General features: G+C 36.1%; 17 protein-coding genes and 2 pseudogenes. 8 read left to right on the forward strand and 11 right to left on the reverse strand.

All coding sequences use genetic code 11. The annotated features are described in order from the left end of the window. The first annotated feature begins 203 nt into the window (after positions 1 to 203). A complete protein-coding gene (guaB, locus tag Q5W13_RS14280; protein ID WP_304446513.1) occupies positions 204 to 1,676 on the forward strand; it encodes an IMP dehydrogenase in 1,473 nt (490 codons plus the stop codon). 82 nt (positions 1,677 to 1,758) lie between these two features. On the opposite strand, the gene Q5W13_RS14285 is transcribed toward guaB, so the two are convergent. The 3 genes from Q5W13_RS14285 to lysA form a co-directional block, all read right to left on the reverse strand. Continuing rightward, entirely contained in the window at positions 1,759 to 4,344 is a 2,586-nt protein-coding gene (locus tag Q5W13_RS14285) for a M1 family metallopeptidase (protein ID WP_304443447.1), read from the reverse strand. A 155-nt stretch (positions 4,345 to 4,499) separates the two neighbouring features. After that, positions 4,500 to 5,033: a thioredoxin family protein gene (locus Q5W13_RS14290; RefSeq protein ID WP_304443448.1), complete on the reverse strand. Its 534-nt coding sequence runs from the start codon at positions 5,031 to 5,033 to the stop codon at positions 4,500 to 4,502. A gap of 59 nt (positions 5,034 to 5,092) precedes the next feature. Then, on the reverse strand, positions 5,093 to 6,334 hold the full coding sequence (lysA, locus tag Q5W13_RS14295) for a diaminopimelate decarboxylase (RefSeq protein WP_155594404.1): 1,242 nt from the start codon (positions 6,332 to 6,334) through the stop codon (positions 5,093 to 5,095). Positions 6,335 to 6,499: 165 nt separating this feature from the next. Here lysA and Q5W13_RS14300 point away from each other — a divergent pair, with 165 nt between their 5' ends. From Q5W13_RS14300 to Q5W13_RS14310, 3 genes and pseudogenes are all read left to right on the forward strand, one after another. Next, positions 6,500 to 7,138: an LON peptidase substrate-binding domain-containing protein gene (locus Q5W13_RS14300; protein ID WP_304443449.1), complete on the forward strand. Its 639-nt coding sequence runs from the start codon at positions 6,500 to 6,502 to the stop codon at positions 7,136 to 7,138. A gap of 190 nt (positions 7,139 to 7,328) precedes the next feature. Next, a pseudogene (gene sucC / locus Q5W13_RS14305) lies at positions 7,329 to 8,524 on the forward strand (ADP-forming succinate--CoA ligase subunit beta). Between the two features lie 272 nt (positions 8,525 to 8,796). Further along, the gene (locus Q5W13_RS14310; protein ID WP_155594401.1) at positions 8,797 to 9,141 is read left to right on the forward strand and encodes a hypothetical protein; all 345 of its coding nucleotides are present in this window, start codon (positions 8,797 to 8,799) and stop codon (positions 9,139 to 9,141) included. 92 nt (positions 9,142 to 9,233) lie between these two features. Here the strand turns inward: Q5W13_RS14310 and ald are convergent. The 7 genes and pseudogenes from ald to Q5W13_RS14355 form a co-directional block, all read right to left on the reverse strand. Continuing rightward, positions 9,234 to 10,313, reverse strand: a pseudogene (gene ald / locus Q5W13_RS25125) (alanine dehydrogenase). Positions 10,314 to 10,356: 43 nt separating this feature from the next. Next, the gene (locus tag Q5W13_RS14330; RefSeq protein ID WP_304443452.1) at positions 10,357 to 11,070 is read right to left on the reverse strand and encodes a hypothetical protein; all 714 of its coding nucleotides are present in this window, start codon (positions 11,068 to 11,070) and stop codon (positions 10,357 to 10,359) included. Positions 11,071 to 11,187: 117 nt separating this feature from the next. Beyond that, on the reverse strand, positions 11,188 to 11,505 hold the full coding sequence (locus Q5W13_RS14335; protein WP_304443453.1) for a hypothetical protein: 318 nt from the start codon (positions 11,503 to 11,505) through the stop codon (positions 11,188 to 11,190). Positions 11,506 to 11,633: 128 nt separating this feature from the next. After that, positions 11,634 to 12,467, reverse strand: a complete 834-nt coding sequence (locus Q5W13_RS14340) for a pyridoxal phosphate-dependent aminotransferase (RefSeq protein ID WP_368662259.1) — start codon at positions 12,465 to 12,467, stop codon at positions 11,634 to 11,636. 44 nt (positions 12,468 to 12,511) lie between these two features. Then, entirely contained in the window at positions 12,512 to 12,820 is a 309-nt protein-coding gene (locus Q5W13_RS14345) for a hypothetical protein (RefSeq protein WP_304443454.1), read from the reverse strand. A 33-nt stretch (positions 12,821 to 12,853) separates the two neighbouring features. Continuing rightward, on the reverse strand, positions 12,854 to 13,471 hold the full coding sequence (locus tag Q5W13_RS14350) for a hypothetical protein (RefSeq protein WP_304443455.1): 618 nt from the start codon (positions 13,469 to 13,471) through the stop codon (positions 12,854 to 12,856). 33 nt (positions 13,472 to 13,504) lie between these two features. Further along, positions 13,505 to 16,363 (reverse strand): TonB-dependent receptor, encoded by a 2,859-nt coding sequence (locus Q5W13_RS14355; protein WP_304443456.1) that lies wholly within the window; start codon positions 16,361 to 16,363, stop codon positions 13,505 to 13,507. A gap of 653 nt (positions 16,364 to 17,016) precedes the next feature. Here Q5W13_RS14355 and Q5W13_RS14360 point away from each other — a divergent pair. The 3 genes from Q5W13_RS14360 (at position 17,017) to Q5W13_RS14370 (ending at position 17,949) form a co-directional block, all read left to right on the forward strand. Further along, on the forward strand, positions 17,017 to 17,121 hold the full coding sequence (locus Q5W13_RS14360; protein WP_304443457.1) for an AsnC family transcriptional regulator: 105 nt from the start codon (positions 17,017 to 17,019) through the stop codon (positions 17,119 to 17,121). Between the two features lie 11 nt (positions 17,122 to 17,132). Beyond that, positions 17,133 to 17,477, forward strand: a complete 345-nt coding sequence (locus Q5W13_RS14365; protein ID WP_304443458.1) for an Lrp/AsnC family transcriptional regulator — start codon at positions 17,133 to 17,135, stop codon at positions 17,475 to 17,477. Positions 17,478 to 17,613: 136 nt separating this feature from the next. Next, positions 17,614 to 17,949, forward strand: a complete 336-nt coding sequence (locus Q5W13_RS14370; protein ID WP_304443459.1) for a hypothetical protein — start codon at positions 17,614 to 17,616, stop codon at positions 17,947 to 17,949. 46 nt (positions 17,950 to 17,995) lie between these two features. On the opposite strand, the gene Q5W13_RS14375 is transcribed toward Q5W13_RS14370, so the two are convergent. Then, positions 17,996 to 18,370 (reverse strand): DUF1456 family protein, encoded by a 375-nt coding sequence (locus tag Q5W13_RS14375; protein ID WP_304443460.1) that lies wholly within the window; start codon positions 18,368 to 18,370, stop codon positions 17,996 to 17,998. 252 nt (positions 18,371 to 18,622) lie between these two features. On the opposite strand from Q5W13_RS14375, the gene Q5W13_RS14380 reads away from it, so the two are divergent. After that, the gene (locus Q5W13_RS14380) at positions 18,623 to 19,048 is read left to right on the forward strand and encodes an Hsp20/alpha crystallin family protein (protein ID WP_304443461.1); all 426 of its coding nucleotides are present in this window, start codon (positions 18,623 to 18,625) and stop codon (positions 19,046 to 19,048) included. Positions 19,049 to 19,333: the final 285 nt, after the last annotated feature.

Genomic DNA, 19,333 nt, shown 5'->3' on the forward strand with positions numbered 1-19,333 from the left:
AATCTGATGGATTTTTGTTTCTCACTTTTAAAACACTTTGTATAAAAATAGATTGGTATTTTTTATGATGTGATTTAAAGATATTAGGCAGAGGAATGTGAGTGGTTTCTTAACGATTGCCTTTTGAAGCAAACGAGTATTGATTATAAGGTGATAACGAATTTATTTCACTACATTTGCACGCAATTAAATCATTAATTGCTATGGAAGCTCACCTGAATAAAATTGTTGGAGAAGGTCTCACTTATGACGACGTACTTCTAGTCCCTGCCTTTTCTGAAGTACTCCCCAGAGAAGTTAATATTCAAACCAAATTTACACGTAACATTACTATAAACGTACCAGTTGTATCGGCTGCTATGGATACGGTTACTGAATCGCGAATGGCTATTGCCATTGCGCAAGAAGGAGGTATTGGTGTTCTTCATAAAAATATGAGCATTGCTCAGCAAGCAGTAAAGGTGCGTAAAGTAAAACGTGCAGAAAGTGGTATGATCATAGATCCTGTTACTTTACCATTAAATTCTTTTGTTCGTGATGCAAAGGCGAATATGAAAGAATTTAGCATTGGTGGAATTCCTATTGTAGATGGCGAAGGAAAATTAATTGGTATTGTTACCAACAGAGACCTTCGTTTTGAAAAAAATAATGACCGTCCAATTTCTGAAGTAATGACCTCTAAGAATTTGGTTACGGTAAGTGAGGGTACTTCATTGGCCCAAGCCGAAGATATTCTTCAAGAAAATAAAATTGAAAAGCTTCCAGTAGTAGATAAGAACTATAAATTGGTAGGACTTATCACTTTTAGAGATATTACAAAATTGACCCAAAAGCCCATGGCTAACAAGGATACCTACGGTAGGTTACGTGTTGCTGCGGCTATTGGTGTTACTCCAGATGCAGTAGATAGGGCAGAGGCCTTAGTAAATGCAGGTGTTGATGCTGTTGTTATTGATACGGCACATGGGCATACTAAAGGTGTGGTTACTGTTTTAAAGGCAGTTAAAAAGAAATTTCCAGATTTAGAAGTTATTGTAGGTAACATTGCAACAGGTGAGGCAGCTAAATATTTGGTAGAAGCAGGTGCAGATGCCGTAAAAGTTGGTATTGGTCCAGGTTCTATTTGTACTACTCGTATTGTTGCAGGGGTTGGTTTTCCACAGTTTTCTGCTGTGTTAGAAGTAGCGGCAGCGATTAAAGGTTCTGGTGTTCCGGTAATTGCCGATGGAGGAATTCGCTATACAGGTGATATTCCAAAAGCTATTGCTGCTGGTGCGGATACCGTTATGTTAGGCTCCCTTCTTGCGGGAACCAAAGAATCTCCAGGTGAAACTATAATCTACGAAGGCCGAAAATTTAAGTCATACCGTGGTATGGGTTCTGTTGAAGCTATGAAAGAAGGTAGTAAAGACCGGTATTTTCAAGATGTAGAAGATGATATTAAGAAACTAGTTCCAGAAGGTATTGTAGGTCGTGTACCATACAAAGGAGAATTATATGAGAGTATTCACCAGTTTGTGGGTGGTCTTCGTGCTGGTATGGGTTACTGTGGTGCTAAGGACATCAACGCATTAAAAGAGAATGGCCGTTTTGTTAAGATTACTGCAAGTGGTATTAATGAAAGTCATCCTCACGATGTAACCATTACTAAAGAATCACCTAATTACAGTAGATAGATATTAATTATCTTCAAATAACAAAAAAGAGCGCTCTTAGAGTGCTCTTTTTTGTTACTTGATATACTCTTAAAATCAAATCCTACTTGGCAGGAACTGAATCTTCTTTTTCGCTAAAAGTATGCACCCTATATAAATCATCGGACGCTTGCAATAATTTACTCAATAGAGTCGGTTCTAAATTGGGGTTGTCTTTTAGGAAATCATTTAAAATAGTATAAGCTTCGGCAGATGTATGTTTACCGATGGTATTATTAAGCCATCCTTTAGGAAAGAAAATATCACCTGTTTTTTGAACTTCCTCTAACATGTCTAGACTTGTTCTTAAGTTTTTAATGCTTTCTTCGTCTCTTAATGGATGATTTAGATTACTTAATGCGCTTAATACCCAAGATTCTCTCTGTCTATTTTTCTTGTATTTAAGTGATACAAAAAACTCCCGTCTAACAGCTAAATCATTTGATAACGAAGGGATTAGAAAATTAAACTCCGTCAAATCATCAGGGTTTTTAATATCTTCTTTGGCTTCTTGTAAAATGTTCTCATAGTCCGTATGATTGAACAGAGCCAAACTCATAGCCATTTTAGTATAATCATTTTGGTTGAGCTTTAAATTAGGTATGATATGGTCTTTATGCCAAACGCTATACAATTGGGCAATGGATTTTTTAGAAAAAGCAGTTGAACGAAAAGTAGAAAATAACGTTTTCTTTATGTTAGCAGGTATCTCCATCTGTAATTGAGACCAAAGCATGTCTCCAAGAAGAGGTTGATATTTTATTCTTTCTTCAGGAGAAAGGTATTTCCAAAAAAGGTTGCTAATGTAGCCAGAAAGTAGATTGGTCAAAAGCTCGTTTTTCTCAGTAGCTAAGCTTTCACGGTAGAATTCTAGTATAGTTTCGGGCTTAATTAAACCGTTTAATGCACTTTCATAACTATTAATGTATATGTAGCCGCGCGTAATATCATCTTTAATTTCAGGAGTTTCTGGGCTTTCTATATCGTACATGGGGAAAACGCCATAACCCATGCCATTGGAATTATAGATAATAGATAAGGGTTTTGATTTTCCTACTGCTGCGCTAAGTTCAACACTACTCCCTTTCATATCAACTGCAATGTTCTGCAAACTATCTTTGTAGACCAGAGTAATGTCAAAAGTTTGGGGCCAAACACGGTAACTATCATCTTCTGCAGTTTGACTTATGGTAAAAGACATTATTCTTTCATTGGAATCGTACACTATTTGTTCGTGGAATATAGGGCGACCGGGACCGTTTACCCAAACCTCACTCCATTTTTCAATATCCACGTCTGTATTTTCTATAAATAGGGCAATTAAGTCGTTCCACGTAGCATTACTGTTACTGTAGGTCTTAATATATTTTTGAACCCCTTTTTGAAAAGCCTCTTTGCCTAAAGCAGCCTCTAGTTGTCGCATCATTATAGGTGCTTTGCTGTAGATAATACTTCCGTAGAGGGAACCGGCATTCTTTAGATTATCTAATTCTTGGCGAATAGGATTAGATCCTCTGGTTCTGTCTTCACCATATGCCCTAGGGTAGTGCGTGGTCATAAAAGCGAGGTCGTGATTAATTTCCGGGAAAACCGGATTCGCTATTTTATCGGCCATGAAATTAGCGAAGACTTCTTTCATCCAAACATCATTGAACCAATTCATAGTTACCAAATCTCCAAACCACATGTGGCTTGTTTCATGAGCTATAAGTTTTACCCTTTGTAGTTTTTGATTTTCAGTAGATGTTTCATCCAAGAACAGAGTACTTTCTTTGTATTGAACGGCACCCACCTGTTCCATGCCACCATATTGGTACCCGGGAATAGTTGCAAAATCTAGTTTCTGAAAAGGAAATTTGTGGTTAGTGTAATCTTCTAAAAAGGATATTGACTGTTGATGAAGATTAAAGATAGTATCTGTACTAAAGGCAATCTTATCCTTATTGGTTTCCCTATAAAGCATTTTCATATCAAACTTACCCTGATTTTGGTGGGTACTTTCAAATTCGCCAGCAACAAAAGAGAACAAGTACGTACTCATTTGATCACTTTTTCCAAAATGATGTTTGGTGAAATCTTCAATTTCTTCTTTACTAACTTCTGGAGCACCGCAAAGTACTGCCCAATCTTTTGGTGCGGTAATATCTAAAGAGTAAGTAGCTTTTAGATTGGGTTGGTCAAAACAAGGGAAAAGTGTTCTAGCTCTGTCCGGAACTAAAAGAGTATAGAGATAAGTATCGTTTCTGTTTAATGATGATTCACCGGCAATAAATTCAATTTCTATAATGTTTTTGCCAATATTAAGGTACTTAGGTGCAATTGTGATATGTTCTTCTTCATGAACAACGGTAATCTTTTTGTTGTTTGCCACAATAGATTTTAAGTTGGAAGTTTGTTCTTTAAAGTCGAGGTACAACGGAGCCTCTAGATTAGAAATTTCTACACTTAGAACTAATTTGGCGGGTATAGGCGAGTTTCTATCTTTCGGGATGTTAAAATCTAGTTGATAGTTTATATTGGAAATTTGGCTTTTTCTATAGTTCGCCAATTCTAAAGAAACTCCGTCTTCCAATTTAAAAGGAGCATTATTTTTGTCTGCGCAGGAAAGAAGGGCGAGACTTGCAATTAAGGTAATTAAGAATGTTTTCATGAACTTTTGAACTGGAAATTTGCTTTGGTAGAATGAAAGTACTCAAAAGTAAAAACGAATACAAGAAGAATAGAGTAATCTAGCTTTTGAATCATAAAAAAAAGCCCGATATCATTCAAATGATATCGGGCTTCGTAATGTCTTATTATAGTTCCTTATTTTCCTTCGCCGGTATAGGTTTTCCAGTCTTGATCTTTATAAATATTGTCGCCAAAGTATTTAGCGATATTTAAGAAAGGCTCTGGTTTCTGGTAGCCAGGTACTGGAGAAAGCATATTCATTTCTTCATCTAAAAAAATAGTGGTTGGATAACTCATTCTGCCTTGCATAAGTGCAGCAGCAAATTCATGATACCCTTTTTTTCCTGATGGAATAAATTTATAGGTTTTTCCTTTAAAATCAATCGGATCTTTGCCTTCGCCATCTAGCTTAACCATGTAAAAATTTTCGGCCATGTAAGCGGCTACTTGAGAATCCTGAAAAGTATCCTTGTCCATTTTTTTACACCATCCACACCAATCTGTATAGACATCTATAAAAATCTTCTTCGGATTCTTTTCGGTAGCTACCAATTCAGCTGCTTCATCCCAACTCAACCATTTAACCTCTTGGGCACTAATGTTTGTAGCTGTAAGTCCTATAAATAGAAATAGAACAAATTTTAAAGCGTATGTGGCGGGTATTTTCATCTTGATTTTTGCGGTATTAGTCCAACTAATGTACCAAAACTAACGAAAATCTAACAAGTTTATTTTGCTAAAGCTTTTTCCTTCTTCTGAGAAAAGAGATTTTTAACATCTATTTGATGTTTAGTAAGATCCTCAAAAGTCTCTCGTTCCCTAATTAATATGGCTTTACCCTCATGCCATAGAACCTCTGCAGGTCTAAATCTTGAGTTGTAATTACTGGCCATAGTAAAGCAATAAGCACCTGCATTTTTAAAACAAAGAATATCTCCTTCACTTATTTCGTTAATTCTCTTGTTGCTGGCAAAAGTATCGGTCTCGCATATATAACCTACAACAGAATAATAACGCTCTCTGCCACTAGGGTTGGAAATGTTTAAAATTCTATGAGTAGCGCCATAAAGCATAGGTCTGATCAAGTGGTTAAAACCTGAATCTATACTGGCAAAAACAGTAGAAGTAGTTTGTTTAACCACATTTACTTTTGCAAGAAAGTTACCTGCTTCACTAACCAAAAACTTTCCTGGTTCAAAAGCCAAAGTAAGTTGTTTGCCATACTCTTTACAGAACTCGTTAAAACGAGTACCTAATTTTTTGCCCAATTCCTCAACATTGGTTTCAATATCACCTTCTTTATAAGGAACTTTAAATCCGCTTCCAAAATCAATAAAATCTAGGTTTTTGAAGTTTTTAGCGGTATCAAAAAGTATTTCAGAAGCATATAGAAAAACGTCAATATCTAAAATATCACTTCCGGTATGCATGTGTATACCGTTTATGTTCATGTTGGTAACATTAACAATGCGTAACAAATGCGGAATCTGGTGTATACTAATACCAAACTTAGAGTCAATATGACCTACAGAAATATTAGCGTTTCCACCTGCCATAACATGCGGGTTGATACGAATACATACAGGTACATCTGGATGCTTGCTGCCAAATTGTTCTAGAATAGAAAGGTTATCTATATTAATGCGAACGCCCAATTTAGAAGCTTCTTCTATCTCCTCTAGAGAAACACCGTTAGGGGTGAAGATTATTGATTCTGGCTTAAAACCAGCAAGTAATCCTAATTGAACTTCTTGTATAGAAACAGTATCCAAACCACTGCCTAAACTATTCATTAGCTTAAGTATGGCAATATTGGATAATGCCTTTGCAGCATAGTTAAGTTTCAATTTCTTTACGCTACTAAAAGCGCTTGTAAGTCTCTGAAACTGAGAAATTATTTTTTCCGAATCGTAAACGTAAACGGGATCTCCATAGGTTTTTGCTATATTTAGCAAATCGGCATTATTCATATCCTTCGGTATTTGATACAAATTTAATCCGTTAATCCCATATGGGCAAAAAATCAACCACAAATATAAAAAATACAACAAATTGTTATTTTTAAAACAAACATGGTTTTGAAATAAGTTTGTGGTTAGTCAATTCAGTTGTATTTTTAGACCAAATTTCACATTATGAAGCTGGCATTATTACCCTTACAATCTATTTTTTTTTTAGGAGAGACAGTACCCCTGCATATTTTTGAAGATCGCTATAAGCAGTTAATAGTGGACTGTAGAAAAGAGGCGGTTACCTTTGGTATTCCAGTTTATATTAATGATAATATGATCTATGGTACAGAGGTGCAATTGGTAGAGATAGTGAACACATATGATAATGGTGAGATGGATGTAACCTGTGTAGCACGCCAAGTTTTCCGTATTCTTAGTTTTGAAAAACAAATGAAAGGGAAACTCTATGCCGGCGGTACCATTCAGTTTCTAGACAGTGTAAATGATGCTGAAAAAGAGATAAAGCAAGAAGTATTAGATAAAATACATGAATTATATGAGCTAATGGGAGTGCCTTATACCCCGTTGCCATTAGAGAAGTTCAATAGTTATGTATTGGTTCATAAGATGGGGCTTTCGTTCAATCAAGAATACCAATTACTGCAAATGCCTAGTGAACGAGACCGATTATTATTTATGAAATCTCATTTAATTTCAACCATTTCTATGTTAAGCGAAGTAAATCGCACCAAAAAGACGATAGAAATGAACGGGAATTTCAAGAATTTTGACCCATTAGATTTTGAAGACTTCAATCTTTAAAGCTCTATCTTATGGGTTAGAGGCCTATGTGTTAGGTTAATAATAATGGCGTTTTTAATTATTTTACATTGGTTATAGGCTAATTTTTCTCAACTAAGATTTTCTTTGCTTGCAACTAACTCCATATTTCATTAGTCTAAATCCTTTGCGTTTGCTATTTTTGCTTCTGAATCTAAATATACCTTAATATATGAATCTTCACGAGTACCAAGGAAAAGAGATTTTAGCCAGTTTCGGTGTGCGCATTCAGCGCGGTATCGTGGCCCATAATCCAAAGGAAGCGGTTGAGGCTGCAAAACAGTTAACGGCAGAGACCGGAACCGGTTGGCACGTTATAAAGGCCCATAAGGTGCATGCAGGTGGTCGAGGTAAAGGTGGAGGCGTAAAATTGGCCAAAAACCTTAAAGAAGTAGAAGAAATTGCAGGAAACATCATAGGAATGAACTTGATTACCCCACAGACATCTGCTGCTGGTAAAAAAGTACACCAAGTTTTAGTTGCCGAAGATGTATACTACCAGGAGATAGTGAAACTAAAGAGTTTTACATGTCTGTTGTATTGAACAGAGGTACAGGTAGAAACATGATTATGTATTCTACAGAAGGTGGAATGGATATTGAGGAGGTTGCAGAAAACACTCCTGAACTTATTTTTACCGAAGAGATAGACCCTTCTACAGGTCTTTTAGGATTTCAAGCTAGAAAAATAGCCTTTAATTTAGGTCTTTCTGGTACGGCATTCAAGGAAATGACAAAATTTGTTACTGCCTTGTATAAAGCGTATGTAGAGAGCGATTCTAGTATGTTTGAAATCAACCCTGTGTTGAAAACATCAGATGATAAGATTATGGCTGTAGATGCTAAGGTATCTATTGATGACAACGCACTTTACCGTAGAAAGCAATATGCAGAAATGCGTGATTTACGTGAAGAGAATGCAATTGAAGTTGAAGCTGGAGCATTAGGTCTAAATTATGTTGATTTAGATGGAAATGTTGGCTGTATGGTAAACGGAGCCGGATTGGCAATGGCCACAATGGATTTAATCAAAATGGCAGGTGGTGAGCCAGCTAACTTTTTAGATGTTGGTGGTACAGCTGATGCTAAAAGAGTAGAAGAAGCTTTCCGTATCATTCTAAAGGATGAAGGTGTTAAAGCAATTTTAGTTAATATTTTTGGTGGAATCGTACGTTGTGACCGTGTTGCAAATGGTATTGTAGAGGCTTACAAGAATATGGGAGACGCTATTAAAGTTCCTATCATTGTTAGATTGCAAGGTACTAACGCAGAAATTGCAAAAGAAATCATTGATAATTCTGGTTTAGCAGTACATTCTGCAGTTCAGTTTCAAGAAGCGGCTGATATCGTAAAAGAAGTATTGAGCTAGGCTCTTACACTTTTTATAAATTTTAAAGAGGGATGAACCATGCGGTTCATCCCTCTTTTTTTGTTCTAAATAAAGAGTTTTTTTATCCAGTCTTGCCTTACATGGAAAGGCTTTAGGGTAAAAAGCTGAGGTTTCGTTAGTTTTTACCTCTATTTTATGACATTACTGTTTTGTAGTGTTAAAATTTATTAAATTAACAATATCAAGGCTTTACATTGTGTTATCTTTAATATGAATTAGTTATCTGAATTAGCAAAACAAAACAAAATATCATGAAAAAATCAGTTTATGCACTTATGGTGATGATGGCGTTGAACATAGGCTATGCATTTGCCGGCACTCCAGAATCACATCAGCCAAAAGCTTTACAATTGCTTACTTCTCAAATTTATGAGATGCTAAGTGATAACGTAATTCCAAATGAAATTAGAGGCTCTAAAGCAGAAGTTAGAGTTGCTGTTGATGAAGGGAATTATTTAAAAATTCTTTCTATCGAAACAGAAAACGAAGCACTAAGAACCTATTTGAAAGGAGCTATTGATTACGAAAAATTATCAAAAGGTACTTTCCAAAAAGGTATTGTATATCGTATTCCAATTGAAGTTGCAAAACGATAAGAAAAGCTTCTCATTTTATAATTGAAAAACGGTCTCTTTATAGGAGACCGTTTTTTTTTTTTAAATTATGTTGTATTCAGGAAATAACTTTTTTAGAAAGCTTCCATTATTCCGTCATAAACTACTTCTCCATTAATAATATTTAGTCCCTTCTTTAGCGCTGGGTCTTTATCAGTGGCAGTTGCCCATCCTAAATTCGCTAACTTTAATACGTACGGTAATGTAACGTTAGTAAGTGCTACGGTAGATGTGTAAGGTACGGCTCCGGGCATATTTGCTACAGAGTAATGTACAACATCATCAATAATATAAATAGGATCTTCATGAGTTGTAGGTCTCGTAGTTTCTACGCAGCCACCTTGGTCTACTGCAACATCTACAATAACGGTTATGGTCTCATTTCTTTTAGCATATCTCTAGTAATAAGATTAGGTGCTTTTGCTCCTTTTAAAAGAACACCACCAATAATAAGGTCATGTGTTTTTATGTACTTTCGGATATTGAATTCGTTAGAAAACTCGGTTATTACATGAGGAGGCATAACATCATTTATATACCTCAGACGTTTCATATTAATATCTAAAACAGTTACTTGAGCACCAAGGCCAGCAGCCATTTTTGCTGCTTGTACACCAACTACTCCAGCACCTAAAATAAGAACTTTGCATATGAGCAACATAAGGTACACCGCCTAATAGAACACCTCTGCCTTTTGCAGGTTTCTCTAGATATTTAGCACCTTGCTGAATTGCCATTCTTCCTGCAACTTCGGACATTGGCGTTAAAAGAGGTAAGGTGCCATCTTCATCTTCCACGGTTTCGTAAGCAATACAAATAGACTTACTTTCTATCATTGCCTTGGTTAATGGTTCGCTAGATGCAAAATGAAAGTACGTGAAAATGATTTGATCGGGCTGCACCAGATTATACTCTTCGGCCATAGGTTCCTTGACCTTTACAATCATTTCACTAATACCATAAACTTGGCCAATGGTGTCTAAAATAAGCGCACCCGCTTTTTTGTAGTCATTATCAAAAAATCCGCTGCCATCTCCTGCACCGGATTGCACATAAACGATATGGTTGTTTTTGGTTAGTTCAAATACACCGGCAGGAGTCATACCTACACGATTTTCGTTGTTCTTAACTTCTTTGGGGATACCAATGGTCATGTTTTATTTTTTTTGATAAATTTAAGGAAGTTATTTTTTTAAACTAGCTTTCCTCTGAAGTTTGTGAATCAATTCCTACGTAAGTGTTGAACTGACCGGACAATTCTGCTTCTTTATTTTTCTTTACTTTCTCAATTATATATGGGATAAAGGAAACGGTAACCATACCAAAGCCTATTAAGAGTAAAATTGTAGGATTGATAAAGAAATCACTAAAAGAGAATATACCAATAGCTAACATAGTTGAAAACGGTAAAGACAATGCTAAAACATTTACAGCAAAGTTGATGTCAAAGGTTGGTTTGTCCTGCTTGTCATTTTCTTCCATAGAGCTAATGGCACTCATATGTGCAAATGGCCAAAAACTACATGAGCTTTGTGGGAATACTATTAGTAAAAGTACCAATGGTGCCGATAGGGCCGGAAATAATAAAATGAAAACAGCGGATAGACAGAATGTAATTCCTGCTCTTCTTGTTAAAAGAGAGAGAATCAATCCAAATTCTCCAGATTTTATACGTACCGCCATGCCTATGAACAATAGGATAAGAGGGGTCATGATTACTTTAATATGTAATGCAGTATTTTGTACGAACGATGGTAAAGATTCTAAATTGAACCCAAAGGATAGAAGTAAGAGACCAACAATTATAACCAAATTAATAGGTTCTTTTATGAGCGCTAAACCTAATCCCTTTAGTTTGTTAGAGGTTGAGGTTTGTAAATCTTTTATAGCTCTTTTTTGATACCAATGCATGGCAACCATATAAAGCAGTATAAGAACAAAAATTTTATTTCCAACATCAGCAAGAGCAGCTAGTGCTACAGAATCATCGCCTAAATAAATGGCAATGAAAGGGAAGCATGATAGACCTTATGGTGCCAAAGAAGGCATCAGCATCATTATAGTTCGTTTTTTTGAGTTTTCTTCTTTAGATAAGGTTGTGTTCAGAAGATATTTTGATGCTAGTAGCATAACTAGGTTGAATGCTAGAGCAAGCAAGGGGAATATCAATAGAGAACTATCTAATTTTATTTTTAAAAGCGCAACAAAAATTACGGCTGGTAAGGCAACACTTAGAATAATAACTTTTACACCTTTAAGGTCTTGCTTCGCTACTTTTTTCTGTAATAGTAACCCTAGACCAATAATGAGTAATAGTTCTAGCGTATTTTGAAGGGCGAAATTCATAGGGAGATTAGTTTAAGAGTTATTGATATGAGTAGGTAAAAAGGGTTGAATAACCCGTTGAGAGCCAGCGTCTAAAATATCAAGGCAATTGACTATAAAAACCGACTCTCTGGGGGCATTGCATAATTTTAAGCCAGTACTTTTTGTAAGGCAGCACCAAAAAGTTTCATTTCTTCCATAGTACCCATACTAACACGACACCAGTTTTTGTCCATAATATTGAAAGCACGAACACCAACACCTTCTGCGGTCATTTTTTCTAAGAATGCTTTTCCTTCCATTTCAATAGGAAAGATTATAAAGCTTGTAGATGATGGTACATAGCTATAGCCCATTCCGTCTAATACAGAATAAACATACTCTCTACATTCAGAATTCAATTTTCTTGTTTTATTTGAAAATTCAATATCATCCATACTTGCCATTGCAGCATAAACTGATGGTAATGAAATACCCATACCACCTCTTGTTATCTTTTGAATGATAGCCAATGTTTCTGGTTGAGCAACCATATAACCTACACGTAAGCCGGCCATACCTTGAATTTTAGAGAAAGTACGTGCAATCATTACATTTTTACCTTCGTTTATTAGAGATACCATACTTTTTTTGGCAGCATCATCTAAAAATCCTAAATAGGCTTCATCTACAAAAATTGGAACTTTTTCAGAAACCCTAGAGCAAAAATCAACAAGTTCTTCGTGGTCTGTCATACTTCCCGTAGGGTTGTTCGGGTTACAGATGTATACCAATTTTGTGTCAGCGTCTATTGCAGCTTCCATAGCTGGTAAATCATGAGACCAATCATCTTTTAGTTTGATGGGCTTCCATGTTGCTCCGGTAGCTTCAGCTACTTTTATCAATGACATGTATGCAGGATCCGCAGAAACAATATTTCCTCCATTTTGGAAAAACACCATCGCAGTTTTTTCTAAAAGGTCAGAAGAATAAGGCCCCATCATAATAGTTTCGGCTTCAACTCCTTCTAATACTGCAATTTTATCTATTAGTGTATATAACTCCTTTGAGCATATCTGTTACCTTTTGGTGCATATTTTTGCATAGCATCAACTGCCATAGGAGATGGTCCGTAAGGGTTCTCATTGGCATTTAATTTTGCAAGAAGTTCTACAGGTTTGTCTACTTCATAAGGCAAATACTCTTTAAAAAAGGGAGTATATGGAAGATTGCCTTGAGCATCTATGGTCACTGGCTCGTTACCAAATGCCCCATAACTCAAATACGGTGCAGCTATTGCCCCAGCAGCTGTAAGTGCTCCTCGTTTCAACCAAGCTCTTCTGTCTAATGTTTTCATAATAATGTGTGTTTTAAGTTAAAAAGTTTAAGTTTAATTTGATTCCACAGGTTCTGCGTTTAAGCCTAAGTCACCTGATGCAATAATCGTTGTCCCATCATCAGCGTATATGTTGATATGAGAATCCATTTCAGAAATACTTTCATAAAAACCAGCTTCGTTAACGACATAAAACTTGTTTTCTCCAAATTCGGCATAAAAATTAAGGAAAGGAAGTTTCTCTTCGGTATTCCCATCGCGATCATAGTCATCTATATCCAGCTGTGTAGCATCTTCGTCAAATTGTTTTGCAAAAACCTTGACGTCATACATGGTCATCATTGTTGTAATTTCTGTGCCAACAGCTCCCCCCATAATTGCCGAAGGATAAAAAATTTCAAAAGGATCGGTTGAGTCATAGAGTGCACTGAACTCAGGGCTGTCTAAAGAAACTTGAACCAATGTCTGGTCTAGAGTAGTTTTATAAAAAACGATTCTTCCACTTACATTTGAGCCCGTTGGGTCAGTAGATTCAATCGTGTATGCTAGATAGGTGCTTAAAGTACCGCCACCTTCTGCTGTAGTAAGTACGGGTTCTAGTCTCTCTTGCTCACAGGATAAAAGCCCCAGAGCTACGGTAAAAATTAAGATAATAGTTTTATATGTTTTCATAATCTTCTTCTTCTTAATTGTTAGTTGAAATCATTACAGGGTAATAGTTAATCTTCCAAAGTAATAAGCCCCTGCAGATCCTTGCTGATATTGTGAGTAAAGGTTGAAGCTACGTAGTTCATATCTTAAGATTTCTGGATATTCATTGAAAACGTTATTTCCTCCAACAGTAAGGCTTAAGGTGTCGTTAAATTTATAGGTAAGACCTATGTCTGTAGTGAATTCAGGTGTAAAAAACTGATCAGCATAACCTAGGGTTCCTTCAGGAACTAATGTTCGTAAGTTGTTATCTCTAGTTTGAACCGACCCAAAACGCGTACCTCTAAGCATAGCAGAGAATTTACCCACAGAATAGTTAAGTGTTCCTATGATTTTGGAACTTGGCGTACCCGTTTCAAATTGACCGATAAGCGAACGGCTTACGTAGTTTTCTTCTAGTTGAGCATCTGTTAAGTTGGTATTTAAATCAGGTAAGTTTACACCTTCAAATTTGTTTTCTCTAAAAGTACCGGCCAATACCAATCCAAGCTTTCCAGCTCCTAAGTTGGTGTTATAGTTAACAACGGCTTCAATACCTTGGGTACTTATATCACCGCCATTGATTCTGAACGTTGCTAAACCACTACCGATCACAGGTTCGAGTGCAGGTGAAGAGGAAGCATCAAATTCTCCTGTTTCAAAAATCCTATCAAATATGTCAATTTTATAGGCGTCAACTGTTATGTCAACTTTTCCAATTTTGGTCGTGAAACCTAAACTGTAGTTTCTAGATCTTTCTTCGGTTAAAGCGCTAACGCCCAAAGCGCGAGAGGCAGAACTGTTATTAGGATAAAGGGTGCCATCAAAAGGAACAAGGTCAACGAAGAACGTATAGCTATGCGAGTAGTTCAGTTCTTGTAAAGAAGGAGCTCTAAAGCCACTACTGAACGAACCTCTAAAAGAAAAGTTTTCACCTATTTTATAACGTCCGGCGAATTTTCCAGTTAATACGTTACCGAAATCAGAATAATTTTCTACTCTAAGTGCACCTGATACTAAAAAATTACTAGTAAGGTCTAGTTCCATATCTACGTAAGCAGCCATAACTGATCTCCAGTTATTGCCTTCGTTTTCTGGGGCATAACCTCTAAAACATTGACAGTTTAATGCGTAATTCTTTACCAATTCTTGACTTACACCAGCATACTCAAGAGATAATGGATTTCCGAATTCGTCAACGTAAGGGCTTCCGAAAAGATCTTCCAAAGGAAAACCATCTGGACCAACAAGTGCTTGGTTATCTTCTGTAGCGGTAATTACACCGGCATCGCCAGCTGTATAACTTTCTTCTTGACCCGCTCGAATAATATAATTTTCAAATCTCAATTCTCCACCAAACGCAACGTTTAATCCAGATAGGATATCTTCATAAAAATGAGAAGCATCTAAGTTTATAGTGTTTTGTAAAAAACTATGCGTACCAAGATTCATATCTGTAGGAGATCCAGAGCCAATACTTGCATTCCATGTATTGAACATTCCGTATTTGGCCCAGTTAGTACCAAATGTGTTACTTAAATCAAAATCATAGTCCCCAATCATTCCTGTAATTCCAGTAGCAAGGGAGATGTTATATTGATCATTATAGATTTGAGGTCTAAAACCGTTAGGGTATAGATCATAACTAGATCTGTCCGCTTGTGCGGATCTTCTATAAAAACAGCTGTATGCATCAGAATATTGATAGCCAATATCTCCAAAAGCATAAAAATCCGATGTTTCTGTTAAGGGAGTTTCCATATTGAAAGCTAAACTCATGTTCGTTTTAGCTGGTAAACCAGAATATGAAGCCACATCAATTTGTTCAATATCTCTTGCAGACATAAGCCCTTGTACCGTTTGTAGGGAACTAATAAGGCCAGCATCTCCGCTAGCTTGTGCAGCTATAAGTTCAGGGTTTGTAATAATTGGTGTCCCATTTGTTTCCGTTCTGTTGTTTGTTAAATAAGATTCATCATATAAAGGAGCACGCTCCAGAGACAATACACTCGGTCTCACTGTACGTTCCGCTTGAGCTAGCATAACGGATGCATTAAAGTAGCCATCATTCTCGAACGCAATACCGTAATTCCCATCAAATTGAAAGTTTTGACCATCCCAGCCATCAAAAGATCTGTTTAGAGATCTTTCATCTGCTGTTAATTCTGAATCTTCGTAATAAGGCTTGTTGGTATATGCGCCGGCAGTTAAACTACCTTTAAATTCGCCTGTTCCTTTTTTCATAACCATATTAATCACCCCTGCTATAGCATCAGAGCCATATTGGGCAGAAGCACCATCTCTAAGAATTTCAATTCGGTCTACTCCTACAGAAGGAATAAATCTCATATCTACACCGGGACCAGGAGTTCCCGTTTGATTACCAGCTAAAATAGCTGAAGAGTGTCTTCGCTTACCATTTACAAGAACAAGCATTTGACTTGATGCAAGCCCTCTAAGACTTGGTTGACTAACAAAAGAGGATAAATCACCCCCACCACTGGTAAATGCAGTAAATGAAGGGGCTGCCGCGGTTAGCATTTGAGATATGTCTTGTTGTGGCATGTTAATAGCTGCTTCAGCAATATTGATTACATCAACAGGAACAGGAGTGTCTAATTTTGTCCTCCCTTGTCTCCTTGAGCCCACTACAATAGTTTCAAGTAGTTGTTCCGCGGCCATGACCAATGTTATTTTAATTGAAGTCTGACCGTTTACAGGAACCTCTTTGGTGGCATAGCCTAATGATGATACTACAAGAATAGCATCCGCTGGGGCATCTATAGTGTAATTACCATCAAAATCTGTTAGTGTTCCTTTGGTTGTGCCTTTAATTATAATATCTGTCTTAAGGCAACACGACACCGACTTCATCTATTACCGATCCGGTAATAGTTGTCTCTTGACCGTACGATACATAGATACAGTTTAAAAATAAGAGTGATAGTATTAGAGCGTTCTTCATAAGTACAAGGTTTTGGTTGATACTAAACATTGTTCATTTGTCCAACCACACCTTCTCCATTTCGTGGGGGGACGGTGGTCAAATGCAGTTCTAAAGAAAAGTTCCGGATACTTTACTGTGCCGATAGTCATTTATTTATGACTTAGCGACACCACAATATTAGTGCGTCTTTTTGATTAAAAAAAATTAGGAAACCCTTGTAAACACTGTGTTTTAAGTAGTTACAGTAGTTTTATCTAACGAATAGGTAGGTTTATTTAATTATATGATCAATATGGTAAATTTATCTTTTTTGCGATTCTAAAACCTGTCAATCTGGAGAATTACGCCTAAAAAAGCATTTTTATGACATCGTAAATTACAAGTGCTCTAAATTTAATTATATTCATAAAAAAACGAATTTAATTAATGAATTATATCTGTTTTTTCGAAATCATTAAACTATTTTTACTAAAATCATCTAAACAATGAAATTTATTAAGTAATTATCAGTTGAGTAAGGTTGGCTGTTGATGGATGAGGATTTAAATAGAACTCTAAATAACCAAGAAAAAGACTACATATGAGAGATAAACTTGATTCAGTAGACCATAAGATATTGACACTGCTATCCGGCGATGCGCAGATGCCATATACGGAAGTAGCCAAGAATGCAGGTATATCATAGGAACAGTACATATGCGTACCCGAAAGATGAAGAACATGGGGGTGATAAAAGGTTCAACATTAAGCTTGGACTATAGCAAGATGGGTTATAAGATGACTGTCTTCTTGGGAATCTATCTAAGAGAAAGCTTTTTGTATAAGGTGGTGATCGAAGAATTGACAAAAATTCAAGAAGTGGTTAAAATCCATCATAGCACCGGTAAGTATGATATATTCATTAAAGTACATGCAAAGGACAGTTTGCACTATAGGAATCTGTATCAAGAAGCAATACTAACTATAGAGGGTATTAGAGGTATAGAATCTTTTATATCCGTAGAAGAAAATATGAGTAGGCATATCAATTTTGAGAGTTGATGTAGCTTAGGCCCGGTATTCTTATGAAGTGCATAGTTCAAATCACAAGGATATGTTAAAATAAATACATTTCGTAACAATCTCATGACCCTGTCGTCTTTAAGGTAATTCATCAAATCATTTAAAACGATACATCATGAGAAAAATTAGTTTAGTCTTTGTAGCTGCAATGCTACTTTCAATTGGCAACACTTTTGCTAACGACGGAGAAAATGAAAATCCTTCAAAAAGCTTAGCGGTGCAAATTTCAGAGCTGTTAAGTGATAATTCTTTAACGTCAACCCATGTAGACATGACCGCTTTTGTGCGGTTCACGCTGAATGAAGAGCGTGAGATTGTAATTCTTACCGTTAACGCAGGTAATGAGGTTATGGAAATCTTTGTTAAAGAGAAGCTTAATTACCAGAAAGTAAATGTGCAGGATTACAAAGTGGGCAGAACCTATACTATGCCTGTGCGCATAGCGGGCTAAGCCCTGTTGCAAGAACTTAAATCCTGAGTACGACTCATCATCGAACTCAGGATTTTTTTTTGTTCTTATATTTTACGTTCGTAATATCTTTATTGACCCTTCTCTCTTGTTGTGTCTTGAAATCAGGTCTTTTTGTATGATTAACCTTAGCAGCAGGTTTGATTACTTTTTTGGAAAGAACTTCTCCTAGGGTTTTTGGATTCTCTTTGGTTCCTCTTAAATAAATGACCAGACCGTTTAAGAAATTACGTAATACTTGGTCCCCACATTCCATATAATTAGGGTGGTCATCTTTTCTAAAAAAGGCTCCTAATTCGCTTTTACTGATTTTGAAATCTACAAGTTTCAAAACATCAATTATATCATCATCCCTGAACATTAGGGCTACTCTAAGCTTCTTGAGTACATCATTGTTGGTCATGGCCTTGAATTTTTTAGCAAGGTATTACAAATAACACTTAGAACCATACCCTTGCAAAAGAATCATAACTAGTTAAGGGATAGCTGAACACAAAATGATGTGCAAAACTTAAAATGTCATACAAAAACTATTGTAAATGACATTTAGTCATATAAATAAACGTTAAACATGTCAAAAAGACATGTTTTTGTGAATGGTATGTATTTTGACTTTAACCATTGAAATTGAAGTTTAATTCAAAATATAAATATCATGAGTGTAGTAAAGAGAAATAATTTAGCGTTCCCATCATTAATGAACGAAATTTTCAAGCCTGATTGGTTTGGTGGTATGGAGAATACAAGCGGAAATTCTCCTGCTGTAAACATTAAGGATAATGAAAAGAGTTTTGACCTTGAGTTGATTGTGCCGGGTAGAAAAAAAGAAGATTTTAATATTGAAGTGGATAATGAACTTTTAACTATTTCGTCTGAATTTAAGAATGAAGAAGAAGTAAAAGAAGAAAATTATACGCGTCGCGAGTTTAGGTTTTCATCTTTTAAAAGAGCTTTTACACTTCCGGAATCAATTAATGTAGATGCTATAAAAGCTGATTATGTTGATGGTATTTTAAAGGTTGAGTTACCGAAAAAAGAGGAAGCTCTGCCAAAACCAAAGCGTCTTATTGAGTTAAAGTAATTGTTAGATTGGTTGTTTTATCGTTAAGATAAAACGGTTCATAATCCCGATTTTAATCGGGGATTTAAGTTTGGTTGGTTAGTTGGAGAAGCTCCTTGGATTCATTTTCAAGGGGCTTCTTTTTTTTGTTAAAGGAAGAATGTTATAACGGAGGGATTGCGTATAAAAATCTAAATGTTTACTTTTTGTAGGTAGTCATTTCAAATCAAATTCACTAAGCTAATATGTGAATAATATGTGTTTTTCAGCTATATTATGAAAGAAAGATAAGGTGGTGTTGTAACG

Origin of the sequence: Zobellia laminariae (genome assembly GCF_030553095.1) — a bacterium.
Classification (GTDB): Bacteria; Bacteroidota; Bacteroidia; order Flavobacteriales; family Flavobacteriaceae; genus Zobellia; species Zobellia laminariae.